This is a genomic window from Caulobacter sp. GW821-FHT09B11 (genome assembly GCF_059418205.1).
On sequence record NZ_JBWKPK010000013.1, the window covers coordinates 111,784 to 137,761 of the forward strand.

Here is a 25,978-nt window from a genome sequence, read left to right on the forward strand (position 1 = left end):
GGAAGGGTATTACGTCCCTTCCTTCATGAACGGGGCGACGGCGAAGATCTCCCGCTCCTCGCGGCGGGGGTCGTCGACCATCGCCGAGGTCTCGTTCACAACCAGGGTCGCCCGCTTGGGCAGGGTGTAGGACTCCCAAGAAGGGATCGCCGCGCAGTTGGGATCTCCCGTCCGCGCGAAGGTGGCGAAAGCGGCGCTCATCTGGTCGCGAACCTTGATCGCCGCCGGCCCCGCGCCCGTCATCGAGCCCCGGGCGTCCAGCGTGCCGAAGACCAGCGCGATGTCGTAGCTGTGATAGGCGCCCATCTTCGGGTCGGTCTGGGCGCCGAAGTCCAGCTGGTACATCCAGGCCGGCGCGCCGATCCTGGCCCGCTGCTCGGCCTGTACCAGATGCCCCGGCCACGAGCGCCCGGCCGTGGTGATGGCGAAGAACAGGTCCGAGGGGCTGGCGGCCGGATAGAGCGCCCGATAGCGGCCGACCAGGTATTCGGGCGACATGTCGAGCACCAGCTCGTTCTCCAGCCTGCCCGGCAGCTCGTCCCAGGTCAGGGCGAAGTTCTTGGGATCGCCGCCGAGGAAGGCCTTGGTCTCGTCGTGGGTGTTGCCGATGATCATCGGGATGTGGCCGCTCTCGCGCGGCGCGTCCGGATAGAACGGATGGCGCGGCAGGACGCCGTGATCCAGCACCGACCAGAAGACGATCGAGCCCTTGCGCTCCAGCGGGTCGCGCATCTTCAGCGCCTCGACCAGCTGGCCGGCGGGCAGGGTCTTGAGCTTGTCGGTTTCGTCCGGCTTGAGGCCCAGCTTGTCCATGAAGGCGCGGGCGCGGATCGTGGCGTGGATCGGTCCCATGGCGGTGACGTGCTGGCCGCTCATGGTCGCGACCTTGTGGTAGAGGCCCGCCGCCCGCGGCATGGCCATCAGGGTGACGCACTTGGCCCCGCCGCCCGACTGGCCGAAGGTCATGACGTTTCCGGGGTCGCCGCCGAAGCCGCCGATATTGTCGCGCACCCATTGCAGGGCCAGGATCAGGTCGAGGTTGCCGACATTGCCGCTGTCGGCCAGTTCGGCGCCGCCAAGCCGCGCCAGATAGGCGTAGCCGAAGGCGTTGAGGCGATGGTTTACCGTCACCACGACGACGTCATGGGTCCTGGCCAGCCAGGTCCCGTCATAGAGCGGGCTGGAGCCCGAGCCGTTGGCGTGGGCCCCGCCGTGGACATAGACCATCACCGGGCGCTTGCGCCCGTCGGCCAGCCCCGGCGTCCAGACATTGAGGAACAGGCAGTCCTCCGAGGTCGGCTCGTCGGCCTTCAGCTGCGGGCAGGCCGGGCCGTAGGCCAGGGCGTCGGCGATCCCCTTCCAGGGCTGGGCCGCCAGGGCCGGCTGGAACCGGCGCGGCGCGGTGTCCGCGCCGTAGCGCACGCCCTTGAACACCTTGATCCCGTCGACCTCGACGCCGCGCACCCGTCCGGCCGTGGTGGCCGCCACCGGCGCCGCGCGGCCGGCGGCGTTGACCTTCAGGGGCGCGGCGAACGCGACGGCGGCGGCGCCCAGCACGGCGCGGCGGTCGAGGGTCATGGGTCGTCTCCCGTCTTTTGTCGTTGGGCCGCGCGCCCGCGACGGGAAGGGGAAGGCGCCTCAGCGCTCGCCCGTCTCCGCCGGCGAGGCCTCGGCCAGGCAGAGGTCGATGAAGGTCTGGAGGATCGGGCTCTCGTTGTCCTTGCGCCAGGCCATGTAGAGCTCGACCGGCCGGTCGGGCGTGGTCTCGACGGGGCGGAACTGCACGTCGTCGAAGTGCAGGCTCATGGCCGACTCCGGCACGATCGCCGCCCCCAGGCCCGCATGGACCAGGGCCAGCATCGAGTGGATCTGGGTGACGTGCTGCACGTAGTTCGGAGCCACGCCGTGGGCGTCGAACAGGGTGGTCAGCATGTTGTAGAAATAGCCCGCGCCCTCGGGCGAATACATGATCAGCGGGCCGGCGTCGAAGTCGGCCAGGGTCAGGCCGGCCTTGGCCAGGCGGGGGTCGCCATTGGGCAGGGCGGCCACCAGCGGCTCGCTCAGCACCCGGGCGGTGGCGAACTCGGCGCGGTCCATCGGCGGGCGCACCAGGCCGATGTCGATGCGGCCGGTCAGCAGGGCCTCGACCTGCTCGCGGGTGACCATCTCGCGCAGGGTCAGGTCGGCGTTGGGCAGGCGGGCGTTGGACAGGATAACCAGGCGCGGCAGGAAGCTGTAGCCGGACACCGCCGTGAAGCCGATGGCGATCTGGCCGGCGTCGCCGCTGGCGATGCGGCGCGTGGCCAGGGCCGCGCTCTCGGCCAGGCGCAGGATGCGGCGGGCCTCCAGCAGGAAGGCGCGCCCGGCAGGCGTCAGCCGCACCGAGCGGCTGGTGCGGTCCAGCAGGGTGACCCCGAGGATCCGCTCCAGCAGCTGCACCTGCCGGCTCAGCGGCGGCTGGGTCATGTTCAGCCGCTGGGCGGCGCGGCCGAAATGCAGCTCTTCGGCGGTAGCGACGAAGCAGCGAAGCTGGCTCAGTTCGAACATCGGAAAGCGCCCGTCGACAACACCCTGGAGTCGCGAGGCTAGACGTTCGTTGGGGCCGATCGCCAGCGCCTTCTTCCCGGGAAGAAGGGCCGGCGGCCGGAGCGGAACGAGCGCGTTCAGGACCTAGCCCCGGACGCGGGCGATCAGGGCTTCGAGTTCGGCGAACTCGGCGTCCGTCAGGTCGGTCAGGGGCTGGCGCACCGGACCGGCGTCGCGGCCGACGGCCTTCATGCCCGCCTTGACGATCGAGACCGCGTAGCCCTTCCCGCGATTGCGCAGGGCGATGTAGGGCAGGACGAAGTCGCGCAGGCCGGTCATCACCGTCTCGCGGTCGCGGGCGCGCACGGCCTTGTAGAAGGCCAGGGCCCAGTCGGGCAGGAAGTTGAAGATGGCCGAGGAGTAGGTCGTCACCCCCATCTCCAGATAGGGCAGAGCGAAGGTCTCGGCCGTCGGCAGGCCGCCGATATAGGTCAGGCGGTCGCCCATCCGGGCGTAGACCCGCATCATCAGCTCCAGGTCGCCGACCCCGTCCTTGAAGCCGACCAGGTTGGGATTGCGGTCGCACAGCTTCTCGAGGGTGTCCTCGTTGATGATGGCGTTGTCGCGGTTGTAGACGATGACGCCCAGGTCGGTGGCCTTGCAGACCGCCTCGATGTGGCCGGCCAGGCCGTCCTGCGTGGCGTTGGTCAGGTAGGGCGGCAGCAGCAGCAGGCCGTCCGCGCCGGCCGCCTGCGCATCGCGCGCCAGGTCGACGGCGATCGCCGTGCCGTAGCCGCAGCCGGCGATGACCGGGATCTTGCCGGCCGTCTCGGCGACCGCCGCGCGCACCACCTTGCCCACCTCGTCCGGGCGCAGCGAGAAGAACTCGCCCGTGCCGCCGGCGGCGAACAGGCCGGCCAGCTCGTGGTCCAGCATCCAGGCGCAGTGCTCGCGATAGGGCGCTTCCAGGAACTGGCCCCCGTCATCGAAATGCGTGACGGGAAACGACAGCAGGCCGCCGCCGAGCTGGCGGGCCACGTCCGTCGGCGACATCTGGCTCATGAAGTCCTCTCCGAGCGACGGCCTGGTCCCGCACGCCGGGAGGCCGTTTCTTGAGGGTGACGGTAGTGAGCCGCCGTGTCGGGGTCTAAGCCAAAGGCGCTATCGACCGATACCGGAATTGGCTTGATGGCGAGCCCCCTGGGGCGCCGGGGAGAAGGGCGTCCTTCACTTGATCCGCCGCCTTCGCGGCGAAGTGAACTCGGGCCATTTCGCGGCCCGAGCTGGTCAGGCCGCGAGTCGTCTCGCGCGACGCGGAGGCGTGGCGTTCATGAAACATGCGGCGACAATGCGGCGGATTCCGCGTTCGCCGCCGCCTGGCGCGGCGCACCGGGCGGCGGATCGCAGCCGGCGCTCAAGCTCTTAATTTTCCAGGAAAAATCTTCAGGTCGCCTGTGGCCGCGACGTCCGAAAGCGCGCCATTTCGGCCACAGCCCTCATCACATTGATAATATCAATTCTTGCCAAAATATCTCCGGTATGTAATGAAGTGGTCATGCCACATAGTGGAACTGGCCCGAACATATTGGGACTGGCCAAGTTCACCCGCTAGGGCTGGGGAGAGGGAACAATGGCTTTCAGACCAAGGGCGGGACCGCCCTAGGCCGGCCCGATCGCGTGCAGGCGCGATCGCAGGGGGCATGAACGGACTTGCAAGGTCCGGCGAGGGCTGAGGGGCCCTCGACCAAATAAAATACATCGGGAGGAAATCTAATGGAGCGCCTAAGCGCGCGCGGCCAGATGGCCGCTGCTGTGTCCGTCATAGCCCTGAGCGCGGCGATCGCGCCGCAAATCGCCGGGGCGCAGGAAGTCATCAAGACCGCATCGCCGGCCGCCGCGCCGCGGGAAGAACCCACTCAGGTCGAAACCATCATCGTCGGGGCCCGCGCCTCGCAGCAGTCCTCGATCGCGCGCAAGAAGCGCAGCATCACCGCGCAGGACTCCATCGTCGCCGACGACGTCGGCTCGTTCCCGGACGGCAACGTCAACGAAGCCATGTCGCGCATCGCCGGCGTCGCCATCGAGCGTAACGGCTGGGGCGAAGGCGACGGCGTGGTGGTCCGCGGCAACGGCGCCGACCTGACCCGCGTGGAACTGGACGGCATGGGCGTGGCCGCCTCGGGCGCCAACCTGGCCGTGGGCGGCGGCGACGGCCGCAGCGCCGACCTGCGCGAATTCCCCGCCGAAATGATCAAGAGCCTGGACGTCATCAAGGGCCAGACGGCCGACATGACCCCGGGCGGCCTGGGCGCCACGATCCAGATCCAGACCCGCACCGGCCTCGACTTCAAGAAGCCCTACATCTCGGTGCGCGGCGCGGCCGCGGGCAACACCCTGTCGCAGAAGGCCTCGCCGGAAATCGGCATCGTCGCCTCGCGCAAGTTCCTCGACGACCGCCTCGGCGTCATCGCCAACATCAGCTACAGCAAGCGCCTGAACGACAGCCACTCGCTGAACAACGGCGGCTCGAACAACGCCCAGGGCTACACGCGCTTCGCCGACTTCGACAACTCGCCGGACAAGACCTTCACCTACAACCCGGCCACCGCCAACGGCACCGGCGCCACCGATCCGATCGGCTCGTGGGCCCTGACCGGCGGCGGCAACTGGAACGCCCCGACCCCGGTCGACGTGCTGACCAAGTCGGCCGCGGCCAAGACCAAGGCCGAGTGTCTGGCCGCCTTCCCGCTGCTGACCGACGCCCAGCTGGGCACGATCGTCGCCGGCTCGAACGGCGCCAACCGCCTGGCGGCCCAGCAGGCCCAGATCAACTCGCAGATCAGCTGCCTCAACCAGTGGAACGACTACACGCCCAACCTGGTGCGCGACCAGAACTGGTCGCAATACGAAGAGCGCCTGTCGTGGGACATCCGCCTGGACTACCGCGTCAACGACGACCTGACGGTGTTCGCCAAGTACCAGGTCTCCAACCGTGACCAGTTGGAAGAGAACCGCCAGCGCACCCGCGGCGGCATCGCCACCCTGTACGGGGCCTCGACCGGCCAGACGGCCACCTCGCTGACCACCAACACCTTCTATCCGGCCGGCACGCCCAACGTGCTCAGCGCCATCAGCGGCGGCGGCTACTCCATCTACATGCCGGGCCTGCCGACCAGCGCCTTCACCATCGACACCACCCCGGGCACGGCGATCACCAACAACGCCTTCCCGCTGTACGGCGTGGCGGCCAACATCGTGCCGGGCTCGATCCAGGTCGACGCCAACCACCACCTGACCCAGTTCGACATCACCAACGCCGGGGTCAATATCGACCACATCAACAACCAGCAGGACTGGCACACCAAGTACTGGTCGGGCGGCGCCAAGTACGAGCACGGCCCGATCACGGCCGACCTGACCTACGGCCACAACGAGAGCAAGTACAGCCGCCAGGACATCCGCCTGACGCGTTCCTACAACTACGGCAACGCGACGATGCGCGTGTTGGAAAACGGCATCTGGACGATCGACACGCCGGCCTCGTACGACGAGACCAACATGACGAACTTCGTGCAGATGCTGAACCCCACGGCGGTCGGCATGCCGTCGTACAGCAACGCCTATCGCCTGTCGTTCACGCCGCGCCTGGTCGAAAGCGCCGAGGACCAGGTCAAGTTCGACCTGACCTACCTGCCGGACATGCCGCTGTTCACCCGCTTCAAGGTGGGCGCCCTGTACCGCAACGCCACGGCCGAATCCTGGGGCAACGGCGGCTATTCGCCGACCACCGGCGTCTTCGTGCCGACCCTGACCCTGCGCAGCGACGTGCGGGCCTGTCAGAACCTGCCGACCACCACCGCGGCCAACGCCTGCGCCTACGGCTACGCCCCCAACCCGACCACGGGCCTCAACTTCCTGTACGGCATCGAGACCCTGACCCAGGCGCAGCTGATCTCGATCTACCAGAACTCGCTGGAAGAGAACTCGGGCCCGTTCATGAAGGGCTACGAGGGCACTTCGGGCCTGGAGCTGTGGGACAGCATCGACGTTCCGAAGGCCTATTCGCAGCTGGCCAGCGCGGCCAACTACAACCTCAACTGCATCAAGTCGTGCACGGCCAGCGACGGCAAGGTCTACGACCAGCCGTTCAACGCCACCGAAGAGACCATGAGCTCGTGGTACTGGATGGCCGATCTGGCGCACGACTTGCCGTTCGGCATGGAGATCCAGGGCAACCTGGGCAGCCGGATGTTCAAGACCGAGGTGGCCGGCTCCGGCTACGTCACGCTGAACTACACGCTGAAGAACGGCAGCTTCAACCCGGCCGACCCGAGCAACCCCCTGGGCGTCAGCACCGGCGCGATCACCAAGCAGGTGACCCTCAACAAGTCCTACACGGGCTGGCTGCCGTCCTACAACGCGGCCCTGTGGGCGATCCCGGACAAGGTGGTCCTGCGCTACAACTGGTCCAAGACCGTCGCCCCGCCGGCGATGAAGTACCTGTGGCCGGGCGGTTCGTGCACCTATGACGAGCGCCGCCTCGACTCGCTCGAGACCGACGGCTCGGCTCAGGACATGACCTGCGGCACCTTCGGCAACGCCGACCTCAAGCCCTACCAGGCGACCAAGAACAACACCTCGCTCGAGTGGTATCCCAACAAGGACACCTCGTTCAGCCTCGCCTACTACCGCCAGAAGGTCCGGGTCGGCGGCGCCATCGCCGTGCCGCTGAAGAACAACCGCACCATCTTCGACGGCAGCGACACGGTGGTGCCCGGCACCGACCGCCAGCTGTCGGACGTCGACTTCGCCATGACCACCTACCAGAACGGTCCCGGCTATGTGCAGTCGGGCTGGGAGTTCGTGGCGCGGACGGCCTTCACCTACCTGCCCTGGCGCCTGAGCAAGACCGGGATGGACTTCAACATCTCGACCACCAAGTCGAACAACTCGGTCACCTACATGGACCCGCTGACCGGCGACGCGCTCGACCCGATCGGCCAGTCCAAGTACTTCGCCAACCTGGTGTTCTGGTACGACGACGGCGTCACCAAGGCCCGCATCGCCTACCAGACCCGCGACCGCGTGCTGACCTGTATCTCGCCGTGCGGCAACACCAGCGCCTCGCCGGTGCGTAACGCGCCGAACACCAACATCGGCAACTTCGTCGGCTTCCCGTACAATCCGAGCGAGCCCTACTACTCGGAGAAGTACGAGTACCTCGACGCCAAGATCTCGCGTCGCCTGAACAAGAACTTCGAGATCTACGCCGAAGCCCGCAACATGCTGAACGCCGCCCGCCTGTCGGTCGGCTCGGACGACCGCGGCTTCGACGGCAAGCCCAACCCGTGGTCGGTGTCCTACGGCGGCTCCCGCGTCGCGGTGGGCTTCACCTACCGCAACTAAGCCTGCCTTCCGCCCCGGCGTCCGCGCCGGGGCGGAGCCCTCCGGGCCCCCTTTGCTTGTACCTGCGACCGGCCCCCGCCGGTCCGCGACCGACAGGGCTCACCGATGGCGATCTGGAAGTTTCGCGGGGCCTCCCCGCCGTCCGGCCGACCGGACCTCTCGCGCCGCCTGCACCTGCTGGGCGCGACCTCTATCCTCTGCCACGCCTTTCTCGGCCGCGCCTTCGCCGCGCCGGCCCAGGACGCGGGCGAGCACGTGATCACCCTGCGCGGCGACGCCGGCGGCCCGCGTTTCGACGGGATCGGCGTGGTCAATGGCGGCGGCGCCACCTCGGTGCTGCTCAAGGACTATCCCGAGCCCCAGCGCGGCCAGATCCTCGACCTGCTCTACAAACCGAAATTCGGCGCCTCGGTCAGCGCCCTGCTGGTCGAGATCCCCGGCGACGGCAATTCCACGCAAGGCTCGACGCCCAGCCACATGCACGCCCGCGACGACCTCAGCTACGAGCGCGGCTACACGTGGTGGATCCTGCGCGAGGCCAAGCGGCGCAACCCCGCCCTGAGCCTCGACGGCGCGGCCTGGAGCGCGCCCGGCTGGCTGGGCGGCGGCCGGTTCTGGTCGGCCGACACCATCGACTACTACATCAAGTGGCTGGAGGGGCTGCGCTCGGTCCATGGCCTGGAGATGGACGCCATCGGCTGCCGCAACGAGAAGGGCGCCGACTATCCGTTCGTGAAGGCCTTCCGCCAGGCGCTGAACCAGCGCGGCTTTGCGAAGGTCAAGCTGCACGCCTTCGACAACTGGCCCAAGGACAAGCTCGACTTCGTCGCCGACATGGCCGCCGACCCGCAGTTGCGCGACGCCATCGACGTCATCGGCGCTCACGTCTTCTACGCCAACGGCCACGCCTCGGCCGAGGTGCAGGCCATGGCGAAAGCGATGGGCAAGCCGATCTGGAACACCGAGGACCACGTCTATCTGAAGGGCTTCGACTGCACGATCGGCATCGTCCGCGCCTTCAACCACAACTACGTCCTCAGCGGCGCGACCAAGGTGGTCAACTGGTACGACATCGCCGGCGTCTATCCGATCGAGCCCTTCCCGGAAGACCCCGCCGCCGTCCTCGCCCACGAGCCGTGGAGCGGCCACTACAAGGTGCGCGAGGCGTTGTGGGGCTACGCCCACTACGGCCAGTTCAGCGAAGTGGGCTGGACCTATCTGGCGGCCGGCGGCGGCCTGCTGCCCAAGGGCGGCTCCTACGTGACGCTGAAGTCGCCGGGCGAGGACTGGAGCCTGATCGTCGAGACCAGGGACGCAGCAGGTCCGCAGACCCTGCGCATCGCCGTCGGCGGCCGGCTTTCCGGCAAGCCCCTGTGCGTCTGGCGCAGCGACGCGGCCGAGCAGTTCGTGCGCCAGGACGACCTCGTGATCGAGGACGGGGCGGTCTCGATCACCCTGGCGCCCAACGCCATCTATTCGCTGTCGACCACGCGCGGCCAGCGCAAGGGAGCGTTCGAGGCCGTCCCGCCGCCGGCCCGCTTTCCGTTCCCCTATCGCGAGACCTTCGCCAGCTACGCCCGGCCCGCCGCCCACGGCTGGCTGCCGCGCTACACCGCCGACATCGCCGGCGCCTTCGAGCTGGCCGACCGGCCGGACGGCAAGGCGGGCCGCTGCCTGCGCCAGGTGGTTCCGATCCCGACCATCTCCTGGGCGCCGGACTGGCGGCCCTACAGCATTCTCGGCGACGCGGCCTGGAGCGACTACGAGGTCTCGGCCGCCGTCTGGCTTAACCCCGGCGACACGGCGGCCGTGATGGGCCGGATCAACCATGTCGGCACGGGCTATGGCTTCGTGCCCAGGGGCTACTTCCTGGAGTTGGCCCACGACGGCCGCTGCCGCCTCGTCGCCATCCGCGGCAAGAAGGATCCCAAGAAGGCCGTCGGCGACGCCGAGCAGCAGGCCATGATCAAGGCCGGAAAGTTCGAGGGCGAGGGCGGCGAGCTGGTGCTGGGCGACACCGTCCTGGCCGGCGCCGGACCGGGCCGCTGGCTGCGGCTGGCCCTGCGGTTCCAGGGGCCGCGCATCACGGGCCTTGTCAACGACGCCCCGGTGCTGACCGCCGAGAACACGCTCTACGCCGCCGGCATGGCGGGCCTGCTGGCCGGCGCCGACAAGACCCGCCTCTCCACGCCGTGGTTCGACGACCTGACCGTCAAGGCGGTCGGCGCGCCGACGCCGCGGCCGTCCCTGCCCTCGCCCCGCCAATCGCCCATCTACGGAGCCCGCTCGTGACGCGTTCGCTGACCACGGCGGGAACCCTCAGCCAGACCCTGGCCAACGACCTGGGCCAGCTGATCGTCACCGGCGCCTTCGCCGTGCGGGCCTTCCCGACCGAGACCGAGATCTGCGATCGCTACCAGACCTCGCGCACGGTGGTGCGGGAGGCGGTGAAGATGCTGATCGCCAAGGGCCTGGTGGCCAGCCGCGCGCGGCGCGGCACCACGGTCAACGCCGAGGACGACTGGAACCTGCTGGACCCCGACATCCTGTCGTGGATCCGTACACGGAAGTTCTCGCTGGACCTGCTGATCGAGTTCACCCAGCTGCGGCTCAGCGTCGAGCCGACGGCGGCCGCCCTGGCCGCCCGCGAGGCCGACGCCCGCCGCCGGGCGGGGGTGGAGCAGGCGCTGGCCCGCATGGCCGCCGCCGAGCAGGGCGACGAAGACCCGCTGGCGGCCGACATCGCCTTCCATGTGGCGGTGCTGGAGGCCAGCGGCAACCGCTTCCACCGCCACATGCGCGACGTCATCGAGGCGGCCCTGCGCTTCGGCGCCCAGCGCCCGGGCGTCGAGCTGCAGGCCGACCGCCACCTGCCCGCCCACGCCCGCATCGCCGAAGCCATCCTGGCCCGCCGCCCGGCCGAAGCCGAAGCCGCCATGCGCGACCTGCTGCTGCGCATCCTGGAGCCGATGGACCTGACCCGGATGCAGCGCCGCCGGCCGATGCCCTGAAAGACGACGCCACCACCCTCAACTCCCGTCATTCCCGCCCTTGTGGCGGGAACCCCCGGTTCGGTTCGCACGTGAGGTGCAAGCGGACTGCTCGGCAGTCCGCCTCATCCGCCCTTGCGGCTGATGGAGGGTTTCCCGCCACAAGGGCGGGAATGACGGGAATTTGGGTGAAGCGCGTCAGCCGCGGATCACCAGTTCCACATCGTCCCGTCTTCCAGGCGCGCGACCGGCAGCTGGCGCGGCTCGTACGGGTACTTGGCCGCCAGGGCCTCGTCGATGTCGACGCCGTGGCCGGGGGTGTCGCCGACGTAGAGCAGGCCCTTGTCGAAACGGTAGTCGTGCGGGAACACCGCGTCGGTCTCGGGCGAGTGGCGCATGTATTCCTGGATGCCGAAGTTGGGAACCCAGGTGTCGAAGTGCAGCGCGGTCCCCATGGTCACCGGCGACAGGTCGGTGGCCCCGTGGCAGCCGGTGCGCACCTGCCACAGCGAGGCGAAGTCGGCGATACGGCGCAGGTGGGTCAGGCCGCCGGCTCCGACGATGGTGGTGCGGATATAGTCGATCAGCTGTTCCTGGATCAGGTCCTTGGCGTCCCAGATCGTGTTGAACACCTCGCCCACGGCCAGCGGCGTGGTGGTGTGCTGGCGGATCAGGCGGAAGGCCTCCTGGTTCTCGGCCGGGGTGGAGTCCTCGAGCCAGAAGAGGTCGTAGGGCTCCAGGCTCTTGCCCAGCTGGGCCGCCTCGCGCGGGGTCATCCGGTGGTGGCCGTCGTGCAGCAAGGCCACGTCGAAGCCGTGCTCCTTGCGCAGCGCCTCGAACAGGGTCGGCAGGTAGCGCAGGTACTTGCGGGTGTCCCAGGTGGTCTCGGTCGGCAGGGTGGCGTCGGCCGGCTCGTAGTACATGTCGCCGCGACCCACGCCGTAGGCCAGGTCCAGGCCCGGCACGCCCGACTGGGCGCGCACGGCCTTGTAGCCGGCGTCGATATAGCGGCCGACGGCCTCGACGGTGTCTTCCAGGTCGCTGCCGTTGGCGTGGCCGTAGACCAGCACGCCGTCGCGCGAACGCCCGCCCAGCAGGTCGTACAGCGGCGCGCCCAGCGCCTTGGCCTTGATGTCCCACAGGGCCACGTCGACGGCGGCGATGGCCCGCATGGTCACCGGACCGCGACGCCAGTAGGCCCCGCGATAGAGATACTGCCAGATGTCCTCGATGCGGCGCGCGTCGCGGCCGATCAGCACCGGGATCACGTGGTCCTCGAGATACGAGACCACCGTCTTCTCGCGCCCGTTCAGGGTGGCGTCGCCGATGCCGTAGACGCCCTGGTCGGTCTCGATCTTCAGGGTGACGAAGTTGCGGCCGGGCGAGGTGACGATCACCCGCGCCGCCGTAATTCGCAGCGGCGGCAGACCGGCTGCCTTGAACGGCTGGGTTTGACTAGTATGCACGTCGAGATTCCCGTGGTCTTCCATGGGAGTTCAATAGTCCCAGCGGTTCGGCCTGTCCATATTGGCCTGACCAATTTATAAGGTCGCTTATGTCCACCAAGGTCGAAGGCCGTCTTTACGAGCGCGTCGCCCGCGATCTGGCCGGCCAGATCGCCGAGGGCCGCTATGCCGTCGGCCAGCGCCTGCCGTCCGAGCGCGACCTGGCCCAGACCTATTCGGTGTCCCGCCCGACCATCCGCGAGGCCATCATCGCGCTGGAGCTGGATGGGCTGGTCGAGGTGCGGCTGGGCTCGGGCGTCTACGTCAAGGCCCAGCTTCCCGCCCAGGGCCAGGCCGGCGACACCGACATCGGCCCGTTCGAGCTGCTGGAGGCCCGCCGCGCCATCGAGGCCGAGGCCTGCGCCATGGCCGCCAAGCGCATCGACGACGAGGCCCTCGACGAACTCGACCGCCTCGTGATCGAGATGCAGGCCGAGAACGCCCGCGACGTCGACCGCGCCGAGGACGCCGACCGCCGCTTCCACATGCTGATCGCCTCCTCGACCCAGAACAGCGCCATGATCGCCGCCGTCGAGATGCTATGGGAGGCCCGCGCCCGCTCGCCCCAGACCAAGCTGATGGGCCAGAAGGCCCACGCCGCCGGGGTGATCCCGCGCATCGACGAGCACACGGCCATCGTCACCGCCCTGCGCGCCCGCTCCTCGGAAGACGCCCGCGACGCCATGCGCCGCCACCTCACCCGCGTGCTCAACTCGCTGCTGGCGGCGACCGAGGTGCAGGAGTTGGAAGAAGCCAAGGCCCGCATCGCCGCCACCCGCGACCGCTACACCTGAGGCGAGCCCCGCGCGGCGGGGCCGGAACGATTGGCCGACCGGGGCCGTTCAGCGAGCAACAGGCGCCGCCTCGAAGGAGGCCCCGCCCTCACCTCGCGCAGGGATGACCCGGCCATGCGATCGATCCTTCTGATGCTGCTCGGCGTACCCCTGCCGATCATCCTGCTGCTCGCCTTCTGCACGCATCACTTCTGAGCCGGCGGGAGCTGATCGGATGTCGGACCTCGTCCCCGAAGAGCACCAATCCGCCGTCAGCTGGGACGCTGTCCTGGCCGGCGCCGCGGCGAGCGTGGCCCTGCTGTTCGTGCTGGTGTCGCTGGGCGCCGGCCTTGGCCTGAAGATGGCCCCGCGCTGGCCGACCGGACTGACCGCGGCCGACTTCACGCCGCTGGTCGGCGCGGTCTTCGTCGCCTGCCAGGTGGTGGCCAGCATGCTCGGCGGCTATCTGGCCGGACGGCTGCGGACCAAGTGGCTGCACGTCCACGACCACGAGGTGCATTTCCGCGACACCGCCCACGGCCTGCTGGCCTGGGCGACCAGCATCGTGGCCCTGCTGCTGCTCGGCGCCCTGACCGCCTCGCCCCAGGTGAGCCCGCCCGACACCCTGGCCCCGGCCGAGGTGATGCGCGCCGGCCAGATCGCCGCGCAGATCTCGCTGTTCCTGGGCATCGGCGCCCTGACCAGCGCCTTCGCCGCCAGCGTCGCCGCCGCGATCGGCGGCCAGCGGCGCGACGACATGCACCGGCTGCACCGCGCCTGAAGGGGGGCGCAACCTGCGGACAATTGGCCATACCAATTGTCCGAGAAACGCCCCGACGCCCTGGCCAAGGCCGCTTTCGACCTGATAGGGACGGAGCCCAGGACAGTCCGGGGGAAGCTTCATGACGCCCAGCCGCCGCCAAGTCGCGCGTCAGATCACGGCCGCCTTGCCCCTGTTGCTGGCGCTGATCGCCGGCCCGGCGCTCGCCGCTCCTCCTGAACGTTTCGACGTCGCCGTCACGGTCGACGACCTGCCCGACCACGGCGCCCTGCCGCCCGGCATGACCCGGCTGTCGATCACCCAGGAGCACACGGCCCTCTTCAAGGCCCACGGCGTGGTCGAGGCCTTCGGCTTCGTCAACGGCGCCAACGCCGACGATCCCGACAGCAACGCCGCGCTCGACGCCTGGCGCGCCGCCGGCCATCCGCTGGGCAACCACACCGCCACCCACCTCAACATCGACAGGGCCGCCAGCCTCGAGGCCTGGATCGCCGACCTCGAAGCCGGCGAGCCGGCGGTAGCTTCGCGGATGCAGGGCCAGGGTTGGCGGTATCTGAGGTTTCCCAACCTTTCGACCGGCGCGACGCGCGAGCGCCACGACGGCGCGGCGGCCTGGCTGAAGGCCCACGGCTACAAGGTCGCCCACGTCAGCGTCTCGTTCGACGACTGGGCCTATACCGACGCCTACGCCCGTTGCGCCGCCAAGGGCGACGCGGCCGCGATCAGGCTGATGGAGGACCAGTACCTCAAGGGCGTCGACGACGCGCTCGTGCGGATGCGGGCGGTCTCGCTGAAGGTCTATGGCCGGGTGATCCCGCAGGTGCTGCTGACCCATGTCGGCGGCTGGTCGGCGCGGATGCTGCCCCAGGTGCTCGATCGCCTCGACGCGGCCGGCGCGCACTACGTGACCCTGGAAGCGGCCCAAAAGGACCCGGCCTACGCCCAGGCCGAGCAGTGGCTCGGCGGCGACGGGATCATGGAACGCACGGCCCGCAACACCGGCGTCGACCTGTCGGCCCTGCCGCCGCCGCTGAGCAAGCCGGTGGATCCGAAGGGGCTGTGCCGATAGCTGGGTCCCTCTCCCCTTGCGGGAGAGGGTGGCCTCCGAAGGAGGTCGGGTGAGGGGTCTCTCAAAAGGATCCGCCGCGCCAGTCCGGCCCGACCGGACGCAACCGTTCAGATTTGAGAGACCCCTCATCCGTCGCCTTTCGGCGACACCCCGGATCAAGTCCGGGGCAAGCTCTTCTCCCGCGAGGGGAGAAGGAAAGCGGTTACGCGATCAGCTCGTACGCCGGCAGGGTCAGGAACTCCTCCATCCCCTCCTCCAGCACCATGCGGGTGAAGAGGTGCGCGGCCTCTTCCAGCTTCGGCGAGCCGTGCTCGCGGCGCAGGTCGCCCATCTCCTGGGTGAACAGGCCGATGAACAGCTCCGAGGTCAGCACGCGGCCGTCGTCGAGTTCGGCGGCCAGGCGCACCCATTGCCACAGCTGGGTGCGGCAGATCTCGGCGGTCGCCGCATCCTCCATCAGGTTGTAAAGCGGCACCGCGCCCCGGCCTTCCAGCCAGGCCTGGGTGTAGCGCACGCCGACGCGGATGGCCTCGCGCACGCCGGTCTCGGTGCGGGCGCCGTCGTGCAGCTCCAGCATCTGGCCTTGCGTGATCTCCAGGCCTTCCAGCGTCTTGTCGAGCTGGTTGGGCGCGGGCATCAGGCGGTCGAAGACCTCCATGGCCACCGGCACGAGATCCGGGTGGGCGACCCAGGTGCCGTCGTGGCCGGCCCCGGCCTCGCGCTCCTTGTCGGCGCGGACCTTGGCGAAGGCGGCCTGGTTGGCGGCCTCGTCGCCCTTGACCGGGATCTGGGCGGCCATGCCCCCCATCGCGAAGGCGCCGCGACGGTGGCAGGTCTGGATCAGCTTCAGCGAATAGGCGCCCAGGAACGCCTTGCCCATGACCATGGCCGAGCGGTCCGGCGTCAGGAATTCAGGCCGGCGGCCCAGGCGCTTGATGAACGAGAAGATGTAGTCCCAGCGGCCGCAGTTGAGGCCGACGATGTGGTCCTTCAGCTCGAACAGGATCTCGTCCATCTCGAAGGCGGCCGGGATCGTCTCGATCAGCACCGTGGCCTTGAAGGTCCCGACCGGCAGGCCCAGCGCCTCCTGGGCGCGGACGAACACCTCGTTCCACAGCCGGGCCTCGAGATGGCTCTCCAGCTTCGGCAGGTAGAAGTACGGACCAGAGCCCTTGGCGATAGCGGCGTGGGCGTTGTGGAAGACATAGAGGCCGAAGTCGAACAGCGCGCCGGCGACAGGCGCGCCGTCGACTTCGAGGTGGCGTTCGGGAAGGTGCCAGCCGCGAGGCCGGACCTTCAGGACGGCCGGGTTGGCTCCCAGCGCGTAAGCCTTTCCGGACTTCGGATCGACGTGGTCCAAGACGCCGTTCCAGCGGTCCTTCAGGTTGACCTGACCCTCGACGACATTGGCCCAGGTGGGGGCCGTGGCGTCTTCGAAGTCGGCCATGAACACCTTGGCCCCGCAATTGAGGGCGTTGATGATCATCTTGCGGTCGACCGGACCGGTGATCTCGACGCGGCGGTCCTGGAGGTCGGCCGGGATCGGCGCGACGGTCCAGTCGGCGGCGCGGACATGCGAGGTCTCGGCCAGGAAATCAGGAAGTTCGCCGGCGTCGAACCGGACCTGCCGGGCTTCGCGCGCGGCCAGCAGGGCGCGGCGGCGAGCGTCGAAGCGGCGGTGCAGGTCGGCCACGAAGGCCACGGCCTCGGGGGTGAGGATCTCTACCGCGCGACCCTCGATCGGACCGAGGATCTGGACGTTGGCGGCGATGTCGAGGGGCATGGCGTGTTCCGTGGTGTGGTGACGCGGACTTTGGAAGGTTTATCGGATGCGCACGACGCACCCAATGCTCGTCATCCCGGCCGTACGCCCGCGAAGGCGGGCGGAAGAGCCGGGACCCAGGGGCCGCCGCATTGCGTCGGCCACCGCGAAGAAGCCTCAACGACAATGCGCCGGCCCCTGGGTCCCGGATAAGCGCTGCGCGCTTTCCGGGATGACGATTTGAGCGAGCGGGTAAGGGAGGAAGCAGGCGCCTCCCTTCCCGCTACGCATCGAGCGTCTTACGCGCTCTTTTCAGTCGCCCGGATGGTCGGGACGATCTGGTCGCCCCAGTTGCCCGAGCCGTCGTGGTGGCGCGAGGTGCGCACCAGTTCGACCGAGTAGCCGGCCTCGATGGCGCGGCGGACGGCTTCGTTGAGGCGGTGCGAGGCCTCGGCGAGACGGTCCACGGCGCGGTCCTGGGCCGACGAATCCGGCATGGCGGCGGGAGCGAATTGCGTGACGTTGGTCATGACGTTTCTCCTCAGTTCGGGCTTTGGGGGACGGGAGGGGTTTGAGGCTCGCCGCTATTCGGCGGCGAACTGGTTCATGGTGTTGGCGCCGCCGCCGGCCTTCAGGGCGCGCTCGCCGGCGACCATCTCCTTGAAGCTGTCGCCGAGATCCGAGCCGACCTCGTGCTGGTGCTTCACGGCCGACACGCCGCGGCGGATTTCCTCGCGTTGCACGGTGTTGACGTAGGCGCGCATGCGGCCCTCGCCGAAGTAGCCGCGCGACAACTCGTCCATGCTCTTGGCGGTCAGGTGGAAGGTCGGCAGGGTGATCAGGTTGTGGAACACCCCGGCCCGGGCGGCGATATCGACCTGGAAGCGCGCCAGGCGCTCGTCGGTCTCGCGACCCAGGTCGGTGTCGTCCAGGTCGGCCGACATCAGGGCCGCGCCTTCCGGATAGCTGTCCGCATGGATCTTGCCCTCGGCGATCCACTGGTCGCGCACCTGCTTGCGCAGATTGAGCGTCCAGTTGAACGACGGCGAGTTGTTGTAGGTCAGCTTGGCGTTCGGCACGGCCTTGCGGACCTCGGCCACCATGGCGGCGATCTCGTCGACATTGGGGGTGTCGGTCTCGATCCACAGCAGGTCGGCGCCGCCCTGGGTGAGCGAGGCGATGCAGTCCTCGATGACGCGGGCCCGGCCGGTGCCATCCTGGAAGGCGAAGAGGCCGTTGGGCATGCGCACCGGCTTCTGGAACTCGCCGTCGCGGTAAAGGGCCAGCTCGCCCGGCTGGATCGGGTTTTCCGGCGTGATCGCCTCGGTCTTCAGCCACTTGATGTAGTCGCTGGCCAGGTCGCCCGGCTCCTGGCTGACCGGGATCTTCTGGGTCAGGCCCGCGCCCAGGCTGTCGGTGCGGGCGACGATGACGCCCTCGTCGACGCCCAGTTCCTCGAAGGCCAGGCGGCAGGCGCGCAGCTTCTCGATGAAGTCCTCGCGCGGCACGGTGACCTTGCCGTCCTGGTGGCCGCACTGCTTGGCGTCGCTGACCTGGTTCTCGATCTGCAGGCAGCAGGCGCCGGCCTTGATCATCTCCTTGGCCAGCAGGTAGGTGGCGTTCTCGTTGCCGAAGCCGGCGTCGATGTCGGCGATGATCGGAACGACGTGGGTCTCGAAGCCGTCGATGGCCTTGATCGCGGCCTGTTCGGCGACCTGGTCGCCGGCCTTGCGGGCGGCGGTCAGGGTCTTGAAGAGGTCGTTGATGGCCACTTCGTCGGCCTGGCGCAGCGAGACGTAGATCTCTTCGATCAGGTCGACGACCGAGGTCTTCTCGTGCATCGACTGGTCCGGCAGGTGGCCGAAGCGGTTGCGCAGGCCCGCGACCATCCAGCCCGACAGATAGACATAGGCGCCCTTGGTCGTGCCGCGCAGGCGCTTGACCGACTTGATCATCTGCTGGGCGTGGAAGCCCGACCAGCAGCCCAGCGACTGGGTGAACTTGGAGCTGTCGGCGTCATAGGCGGCCATGTCGGCGCGCATGACGACGGCCATGTCGCGGGCGATGTCGAGGTGGGTGGAATAGATGTTCTGCAGCTTCAGCTGGATGATGTCGTCGATGGCGACGCCGCCCGGCGTCACGCCTTGCGGATAGCGGGCGAGGAGGTCCTGGCGGTGCTCGGCGTAGGTCTTGCGCATGGTCGTCGTACTTCCCCGTTCGGGGCCCGCTGATTGGGAGGCGGGCGTGATTTCGTCTTGGGGAGCTAACGCGGCGGGCCTGATACGGTCGAACCTATTGAAGACGATTTGTCATGAATTTACTTTGTGTAATTTGTAAATCCGTGACAACATGACATCCATGGTCACGACGACGGACAAGAAGCTTTTCCTGGGCGGCCGGCTCAAGCGGCTGCGGCGCGACATCGGCGTCACCCAGGCCCGCATGGCCGAGGAGCTGGGCGTCTCGCCCAGCTATCTGAACCTGCTGGAACGCAACCAGCGGCCGGTCACCGCCCAGATGCTGCTGCGCCTGGCGGAAGCCTACGACCTCGACCTGCGCACCCTGTCGGCCGACGATCCCGGCGGCGGCGCGGGCCTGGAGGAGGTGCTGGCCGACAAGATGTTCGCCGACCTGGGCATCGGCCGCCACGAGGCCGCCGAGGTGGCCGAGCTGTCGCCGGCCCTGGCCGAGGCCGTGACCCGCCTCTACCGCGCTTATCTCGACCGCGGCCGGATGATCGACCTGGGCGCCTTCGAGCGGCCGGACGGGACGCCCGCCGTCTCGTCCTCGCCCACCGACTGGGTGCGCGACCTCGTGGGCTCACAGCGCAACCACTTCGCCGAGCTGGAGACGGCGGCCGAGGCCATTGTCGCGGCGCTCGACGCCGACCCGCAGGACCTCGGCCCCGCCGTGCGCGAACGGCTGCTGGAACGGTTCGGCATCCAGGTGCGGGTCATGCCGGTCGAGGTGATGTCCGGCTCGCTGCGCCGCTACGACCACCACCGCAAGCGGCTGATGGTGTCGGAGACCCTGGCTCCGGCCAGCCGCATCTTCGCCATGTGCTACCAGCTGGGCCTGATGGAGGCGCCGGACGCCTTGACCCGCCTCGCCGACCGCTTCGCCGCCCCCGACCGGGCCACGCGCCAGCTGCTCAAGGTGTTCCTCGACAACTACCTCGCCGCCGCGATCATGATGCCCTACGAGCCGTTCCACGCGGCCATGGAGGCCACCGGCTACGACATCGAGCGGGCCCGCTCGCGGTTCGGCGTCAGCTACGAGCAGGCCGCCCAGCGGCTAACCACGCTCAGCCGGCCCGGCGCCCGGGGCGTGCCGTTCTTCATGATGCGGCTGGACGCGGCGGGCAACATCTCCAAGCGCTTCGCCGCCGGCCCCTTCCCGTTCTCGCGCTTCGGCGGCGCCTGCCCGCGCTGGAACGTCCACGACAGCTTCAAGACTCCCGGCCGCATCGTCACCCAGGTGATCGAGACCCCCGACGGCGAGCGCTACTTCACCCTGTCGCGCACCGTGCGGCGGGTGTCGGGCCTGCAGGCCGGACTAGAGGACGAGCTGGTCATCGGCCTGGGCTGCGAGCTGAAATACGCGGCCAAGATGGTCTACGCCCGAGGTCTCGACATCGCCTCGCCCGTCACCGTCGAGATCGGCCCCTCCTGCCGCATCTGCGAACGCCCCGCCTGCCCGCAGCGCGCCGCCGCGCCGATCAACCGGACGCTCCTGGTCGAGGAAGCCACCAAGTCGGTGACACCGTTCCCGTTCGCGCGGTGATCGCGATCTCCGCCTTCCCAAATACTCCCGTCATTCCCGCCCTTGTGGCGGGAACCCCTCTATCAGCCGCAAGGGCGGAAGGGGGCGGACTGCTCAGCAGTCCGCTTGCGCCTCACGTGCGAACCGAACCAGGGGTTCCCGCCACAAGGGCGGGAATGACGGGAGTATTGGGAGGGTGAGGCCACCCCCCTCACCGCGGCATCGTTCTCGCCTGCACCCGCACCGTGTAGCACCGCGTCGCCCCGAACTTCGTCGCGCAGAAGCCCGTCTCGTCCGAGCCCTGGCGGATCACCGCCCAGCGGTCGCGATCGCACTGATGCCAGTGCTCGCGGAACGCCCCGCGGTCGTCATAGGCGAACACCGGAACGTCCCCATCGGTGTAGAACCGGGTCATGCCGGTGAAGCCGCCGAAGCTGGTCTTGCCGTTGACCACGCCGCAGACCCGGCCGCCGCGCATCATCCACACCCCGCCCAGCTCCAGCTCCCGCGACTGCTTCAGCCGCGCCACCAGCGCCGGACGCACCACCGCCCAGCGCCGGGCGGCCTGCGCCCGCGCCGGCCCCAGCGCCTCGCCCTTGGCCGGCGGCAGCGCTCCCATGGCCCGCTCGAAGCGGATGAAGTCGAAGACGGCGTAGGCCAGGGCGGCCAGCAGCGCCAGGGCCAGCGCCGCGCCGAGAATGCGCCAGACCCGGGCGGCGCGCTTGCGGCCCGCTTGGGCGTCGGGGACGGGCAGGACGAACGACACGGGCAATTTCCTCGTGGGGACACAAGAATATTACGCATGTAGTTTTAAGCCATGCAACCCTGCATTTTGATCGTCATCCCGGCCGGCGCGCGAAGCGCGCAGAGCCGGGACCCAAGGGCCGCCGCATAGAGTGGGCCAGCGAACAAGGCGGCGAACCCAAGCGCGGCGCCCGGTCCCCTGGGTCCCGGATAACGGCTTCGCCGTTTCCGGGATGACGCTGGAGGTCAGGCGGCGCGAGCCCCCTACTGCGCCAGCGCCTCGACATGCCGGCTCAGCGGCGGCGGGGTGACGCCGTCGACGAACACGCGGGCTTCGCCGCCCGGCACGCGGAAGGGCGGAACGTCCAGGCCGCGCGGGGTCAGGGTCCAGACCGCCAGGATGGTCATGGCCGTCAGGGCCGCGATGGTGACCGTCAGTCCCTCGGCGGCGACCGGACCGGGCCCGGCCAGCACCCGCACGCGGGCGACCAGCGGATGGCGGCCGAAGGCGCAGGCCAGGGGCGAGGCGGCCGTGCAGGCGTGGGCCTTCATCAGGGTCTCGGCGTAGCGCTTGCGGGCCTTGGGCGTCAGGGCCACGACGTCGGCGTCGCAGGCGATCTCCTGGTCCAGGCGGGCGATGGCCGCGCCCAGGTGGACGAAGGGGTTCAGCCAGCCCAGCACCTGGCAGGCGGTGATGATCAGGTTGCCGCGCGGGTCGCCGCGCCGCATGTGGGCGCGCTCGTGGGCCAGGACGAGCTCGCGCTCGGCCGCATCGAACCGCTTGGCGAAGTCGTGGGGAATGACCAGGCGCGGACAGAAGACGCCCATCACCGCCGGTCCCTCCAGCCCGGCGCGGGCGCGGGCGCGGAAGGCCCGCTCGGCCAGGGCGATCAGGCCGGCCAGGCCGACGACCCCGGCGACCCACACCGTCAGCATGGCCACGGCCAGCAGGCGCTCGGGCGGCTGGGCCGCGGCGCCCGCCTTCAGGGCCTCCGACAAGCTGGGGAAGATGCTGACCAGGGCCGCGATCGGCGCCAGGCGCCACAGCTTGTAGACCGCCTCGGGGCCGACCAGGCGGCGCACCGGAACCCGCAGCGCCAGGACCAGCAACACCCCGGCGGCGGCGGCGAACTGCACCCGCAGCAGGGTCAGGGCCAGCAGATCAACCAGCATCGTCCAGCTCCGCGATCAGCTGTTTCAGCTGCTTGACCTCGTCGGGCGACAGCGAGCGATGCTTGGCGAAATGCGCGACCAGGGGCGTCAGCCGGCCGTCGAACAATCGGTCGAGCAGGCCCTGGCTCTCGCTTTGCAGATACTCGGCCCGGCTGACGATCGGCACGTAGCGCACGCGGCCGTCGATGCGGCGCGACTCGATGGCCTTGCGCTTGAGCAGGCGGTTGATCAGCGTCTTGACCGTGGCCTCGCCCCAGCCCTGCGGGGCGGCGACGGCCTCGAGGATCTCCTCGACGGTCAGAGGGCTCTGGGTCCAGAGCGCCTCCATGACGTGGCTTTCGGCTTGGGTGATGCTCATGACGGCCCGCTACTCTGTTGCGGGAATGATTACGCCCGTAAATGACATCGTCAAGCGATGCTTGGCGGACGCGGACCGCCGGGTAAGAGTGGCGCTATGACTCGCCTTCTGGAACGCCTCGCCCCCTGCGGCCCGATCGTCGATCCCAAGGCCGCCGAGCGGGCCCACGAGGGGATCGCCCGTCGCGCCGGTGAGAAGATGACCGCCATCGACGCCGCCTGGCCGGCCCTGGCCCCGGTGTTCGCCGCCAGCCCCTACCTCGCGGGCTTGGCCCGTCGCGACGGCGCGCGCCTGCCGACGATCCTGGAGAGCGACCCGCAGGCGCGGCTGTCGGATATCCTGGCCGCCGCAGAGGCCGTCGCCGCCGAGCCGGATTTCGAGACCGCCCGCAAGACCCTCCGTGAGCTGAAGGCCGACCTGCACCTGCTGACCGCCCTCGCCGACCTCGGCGGCGTCTGGGACCTGGACGCGGTGACCGGCGCCCTCACCCGCTTCGCCGACGCCTCGCTGCATGCCGCCCTCGCCCAGGCCGCCCGGGTCGAGGTGGCGCGCGGCGCCCTCACCCATGTCGGAGACGGCGAGGACGGTCCGATCCCGGGCCTCTTCTGCATCGCCATGGGCAAGCACGGCGCCCATGAGCTGAACTATTCCAGCGACATCGATTTTTCGATCTTCTACGCGCCCGAGGCCCTGCCGGTGAGCGAGGGGACAGAGCCGCAGGGCGTCGCCGTTCGCCTGACCCAGCACCTGGGCCGGATGCTGGCCGAGCGCACCGCCGACGGCTACGTCTTCCGCATCGACCTGCGCCTGCGTCCCGACCCAAGCTCCACCCCGCCGGCCATGCCGATCGACGCGGCCTTGGACTACTACGAAAGCGTCGGCCAGAACTGGGAGCGGGCGGCCCACATCAAGGCCCGGATCGCGGCCGGCGACCTGGCGCGCGGCGAGGCGTTCCTGGCCGAGCTGCAGCCCTTCATCTGGCGACGCAATCTCGACTTCGCCGCCATCGCCGACATCCATTCGATCAAGCGCCAGATCCACGCCTACAAGGTGGACGAGCGGCTGGAGGCCAAGGGCGCGGACCTGAAGCTGGGGCGCGGCGGCATCCGCGAGATCGAGTTCTTCGTCCAGACCCAGCAGCTGATCCTGGGCGGCCGCCATCCGGACCTGCGCAGCCCCCGCACCCTGGACGCCCTGGCCGCCCTGCGCGACGCCGGCCACGTCACCCCCGACGACTGCGCCTACCTGACCGCCGCCTATCACGACCTGCGCGCCCTGGAGCACCGGGCCCAGATGATCGCCGACGACCAGACCCACAAGCTGCCGGAGTCCGACGCCGACCGGAAGAAGGTCGCCGCCCTGTGGGACCACGGCAACCTGCGCAGCTTCGACGCCGCCGTCGGCAAGATGCTGAAGGGCGTCAACCAGCGCTACGGCGCGCTGTTCAAGGGCGAGGAGGAGCTGTCGTCCCGCTTCGGCAGCCTGGTCTTCACCGGCGTCGAGGACGATCCGGAGACCCTGGCCACCCTCAAGCGCATGGGCTTTTCCGCGCCCGATCGCGTGGCCGCCACCATCCGCGGCTGGCATCACGGCCACATCGCCGCCACCCGCACCGAGCGCGGCCGCGAACTCTTCACGCGCCTGGCCCCCCGCCTGCTGGACGCGGCCAACGCCACGGGCGCGCCGGACGCGGCCTTCAACCGCTTCGCCGACTTCTTCGCCTCGCTGAGTTCCGGGGTGCAGATCCAGTCGCTGTTCCTGGCCCAGCCGCGGCTGTTCGAGCTGGTGGTGCAGGTCATGGCCTTCGCCCCGCGCCTGGCCACCACCCTGGCCCGCCGGCCGACGGCATTGGACGCCCTGCTCGATCCGGCCTTCTTCGGCCCGATGGAGGTTCCCGCCGACATCCCGTGGGATCCCGCCGAGTTCGAACCGTCGATGGACGCCGCTCGGCGCCTGTTCCGCGACCAGTCGTTCCGGATCGGGGTGCGGGTGATGAGCGGCACGGCCGACGCCCGCGACGTGGGCCGCGCCTTCGCCGACCTGGGCGACCTGATCGTCGGCGGCCTGGCGCCGGCCGCCCTGGCCGAGGTCGAGCGGCTGGGCGGCGCCTTCCCGGGCCAGGTGGCCGTGGTCGCCCTGGGCAAGGCCGGCTCGCGCGAGATGACCGCCAAGTCCGACCTCGACCTGATGACGCTCTACGCCGCCGACGACCCGGCCGGCGCCTCCGAGATCAAAGGCTGGAGCGCCGACGTCTTCTACGCCCGTTTCACCCAGCGCCTGACCTCGGCCCTGTCGGCCCCGACGGCCGAGGGCACGCTCTATGAGGTGGATCTCAAGCTGCGCCCCTCGGGCAGCAAGGGACCGGTGGCCGTCAGCTTCGCCGCCTTCGAGGACTATTACGAGCGCGAGTCCGAGACCTGGGAGCTTCTGGCCCTGACCCGCGCCCGGGTGATCTGGGCCAGCTCGCCGGACTTCAAGGCGCGGGCGGAGGGGGCGATCGAGGCGGCCCTGCGCCGGCCGCGCGACGTGGCGAAAACCGCCGCCGACGTGCTCGACATGCGCGAGCTGATGGAGCGCGAGCGTCCCGGCAAGGGCCCGTGGGATCTGAAGCTCGAACCTGGCGGCCTGGTCGACATCGAATTCATCGCCCAGTTCCTGCAGCTGGCCCATGGCCCTGACGGCGGTCCGCTGGCGCAGAACACCGGCGAGGCCCTGTCGGCCCTGATCGCGGCGGGCCTCGCCGACAAGGCCTCGCTCAACGCGGCCCTGTTGGCCTGGCGGCTCGAGCAGGACCTGTCGCAGCTGATCAAGGTGGCGCTGGAGAACGGCGACGACCCGGAGAGCGAACCCAAGGCCTTCCGGGCGCTGCTGGCGCGGGCCGGGCACGTGACCCAGTTCCGCTCGCTGAAAGCCAAGCTGCTGAAGGCCAAGGCCGAGGCCCGGGCAGCGTTCGAGGCGGTCGTGAAGGCGTAGCAAGCTCCTCCCCCGTGAAACGGGGGAGGTGGCGCGGCGCTATCAGCGCCGTGACGGAGGGGGCGAGTGACAGAGCGCTGAGCCCGGTCTGGGGGGGGGGGGGGGGGGGGGGGGGGGGGGGGGGGGGGGGGGGGGGGGGGGGGGGGGGGGGGGGGG

Annotated in this window: 18 protein-coding genes; 8 read left to right on the forward strand and 10 right to left on the reverse strand. The window is 69.6% G+C overall.

The genetic code is table 11. From position 1 onward, the window contains the following. Positions 1–9: 9 nt before the first annotated feature. From AC07N1_RS11865 to kdgD, 3 genes are all read right to left on the reverse strand, one after another. Entirely contained in the window at positions 10–1,578 is a 1,569-nt protein-coding gene (locus AC07N1_RS11865) for a carboxylesterase/lipase family protein (protein WP_494672004.1), read from the reverse strand. A gap of 60 nt (positions 1,579–1,638) precedes the next feature. Next, a complete protein-coding gene (locus tag AC07N1_RS11870) occupies positions 1,639–2,547 on the reverse strand; it encodes a LysR substrate-binding domain-containing protein (RefSeq protein WP_487290349.1) in 909 nt (302 codons plus the stop codon). 123 nt (positions 2,548–2,670) lie between these two features. Further along, the gene (kdgD, locus tag AC07N1_RS11875; protein ID WP_494672005.1) at positions 2,671–3,588 is read right to left on the reverse strand and encodes a 5-dehydro-4-deoxyglucarate dehydratase; all 918 of its coding nucleotides are present in this window, start codon (positions 3,586–3,588) and stop codon (positions 2,671–2,673) included. Positions 3,589–4,299: 711 nt separating this feature from the next. Here kdgD and AC07N1_RS11880 point away from each other — a divergent pair. The 3 genes from AC07N1_RS11880 to AC07N1_RS11890 all read left to right on the forward strand — a co-directional run bounded on the left by AC07N1_RS11880 (position 4,300) and on the right by AC07N1_RS11890 (position 10,943). After that, on the forward strand, positions 4,300–7,932 hold the full coding sequence (locus AC07N1_RS11880; RefSeq protein WP_494672006.1) for a TonB-dependent receptor: 3,633 nt from the start codon (positions 4,300–4,302) through the stop codon (positions 7,930–7,932). A gap of 105 nt (positions 7,933–8,037) precedes the next feature. Beyond that, positions 8,038–10,224 carry a galactocerebrosidase gene (locus AC07N1_RS11885; protein ID WP_494672007.1) on the forward strand — a complete coding sequence of 729 codons (2,187 nt, stop codon included), beginning with the start codon at positions 8,038–8,040 and terminating at the stop codon, positions 10,222–10,224. Further along, the gene (locus AC07N1_RS11890) at positions 10,221–10,943 is read left to right on the forward strand and encodes a FadR/GntR family transcriptional regulator (protein ID WP_494672008.1); all 723 of its coding nucleotides are present in this window, start codon (positions 10,221–10,223) and stop codon (positions 10,941–10,943) included. The genes AC07N1_RS11885 and AC07N1_RS11890 overlap by 4 nt, the downstream gene beginning before the upstream one ends. Before the next feature lie 188 nt (positions 10,944–11,131). On the opposite strand, the gene manD is transcribed toward AC07N1_RS11890, so the two are convergent. After that, positions 11,132–12,340, reverse strand: coding sequence for a D-mannonate dehydratase ManD (manD, locus tag AC07N1_RS11895; RefSeq protein WP_494672020.1), 1,209 nt, complete (start codon positions 12,338–12,340; stop codon positions 11,132–11,134). A 137-nt stretch (positions 12,341–12,477) separates the two neighbouring features. Between manD and AC07N1_RS11900 the strand changes: the two genes are divergently transcribed. The 3 genes from AC07N1_RS11900 to AC07N1_RS11910 all read left to right on the forward strand — a co-directional run bounded on the left by AC07N1_RS11900 (position 12,478) and on the right by AC07N1_RS11910 (position 15,050). Beyond that, a complete protein-coding gene (locus AC07N1_RS11900; protein WP_494672009.1) occupies positions 12,478–13,221 on the forward strand; it encodes a FadR/GntR family transcriptional regulator in 744 nt (247 codons plus the stop codon). Between the two features lie 214 nt (positions 13,222–13,435). Then, positions 13,436–13,981, forward strand: a complete 546-nt coding sequence (locus AC07N1_RS11905) for a hypothetical protein (protein ID WP_494672010.1) — start codon at positions 13,436–13,438, stop codon at positions 13,979–13,981. A 121-nt stretch (positions 13,982–14,102) separates the two neighbouring features. Next, complete coding sequence (locus AC07N1_RS11910; RefSeq protein WP_494672011.1) at positions 14,103–15,050, forward strand: polysaccharide deacetylase family protein; 948 nt, start codon at positions 14,103–14,105, stop codon at positions 15,048–15,050. A gap of 202 nt (positions 15,051–15,252) precedes the next feature. Here AC07N1_RS11910 and aceB read toward each other — a convergent pair whose 3' ends face one another. The 3 genes from aceB to AC07N1_RS11925 all read right to left on the reverse strand — a co-directional run bounded on the left by aceB (position 15,253) and on the right by AC07N1_RS11925 (position 19,010). Further along, positions 15,253–16,833, reverse strand: coding sequence for a malate synthase A (gene aceB, locus AC07N1_RS11915; RefSeq protein ID WP_494672012.1), 1,581 nt, complete (start codon positions 16,831–16,833; stop codon positions 15,253–15,255). A 278-nt stretch (positions 16,834–17,111) separates the two neighbouring features. Continuing rightward, positions 17,112–17,342 (reverse strand): hypothetical protein, encoded by a 231-nt coding sequence (locus AC07N1_RS11920; RefSeq protein ID WP_408611073.1) that lies wholly within the window; start codon positions 17,340–17,342, stop codon positions 17,112–17,114. A gap of 54 nt (positions 17,343–17,396) precedes the next feature. Next, complete coding sequence (locus tag AC07N1_RS11925; protein ID WP_494672013.1) at positions 17,397–19,010, reverse strand: isocitrate lyase; 1,614 nt, start codon at positions 19,008–19,010, stop codon at positions 17,397–17,399. A gap of 160 nt (positions 19,011–19,170) precedes the next feature. On the opposite strand from AC07N1_RS11925, the gene AC07N1_RS11930 reads away from it, so the two are divergent. Continuing rightward, positions 19,171–20,595 (forward strand): helix-turn-helix domain-containing protein, encoded by a 1,425-nt coding sequence (locus tag AC07N1_RS11930; RefSeq protein WP_494672014.1) that lies wholly within the window; start codon positions 19,171–19,173, stop codon positions 20,593–20,595. Positions 20,596–20,785: 190 nt separating this feature from the next. Here AC07N1_RS11930 and AC07N1_RS11935 read toward each other — a convergent pair whose 3' ends face one another. From AC07N1_RS11935 to AC07N1_RS11945, 3 genes are all read right to left on the reverse strand, one after another. After that, positions 20,786–21,340 carry a hypothetical protein gene (locus tag AC07N1_RS11935; protein ID WP_494672015.1) on the reverse strand — a complete coding sequence of 185 codons (555 nt, stop codon included), beginning with the start codon at positions 21,338–21,340 and terminating at the stop codon, positions 20,786–20,788. Between the two features lie 242 nt (positions 21,341–21,582). Continuing rightward, entirely contained in the window at positions 21,583–22,491 is a 909-nt protein-coding gene (locus AC07N1_RS11940) for a M56 family metallopeptidase (protein ID WP_494672016.1), read from the reverse strand. Continuing rightward, complete coding sequence (locus tag AC07N1_RS11945; RefSeq protein WP_494672017.1) at positions 22,481–22,849, reverse strand: BlaI/MecI/CopY family transcriptional regulator; 369 nt, start codon at positions 22,847–22,849, stop codon at positions 22,481–22,483. The genes AC07N1_RS11940 and AC07N1_RS11945 overlap by 11 nt, the downstream gene beginning before the upstream one ends. A gap of 96 nt (positions 22,850–22,945) precedes the next feature. Here AC07N1_RS11945 and AC07N1_RS11950 point away from each other — a divergent pair, with 96 nt between their 5' ends. Further along, a complete protein-coding gene (locus tag AC07N1_RS11950) occupies positions 22,946–25,822 on the forward strand; it encodes a bifunctional [glutamine synthetase] adenylyltransferase/[glutamine synthetase]-adenylyl-L-tyrosine phosphorylase (RefSeq protein WP_494672018.1) in 2,877 nt (958 codons plus the stop codon). The last annotated feature ends 156 nt before the right edge of the window (positions 25,823–25,978 follow it).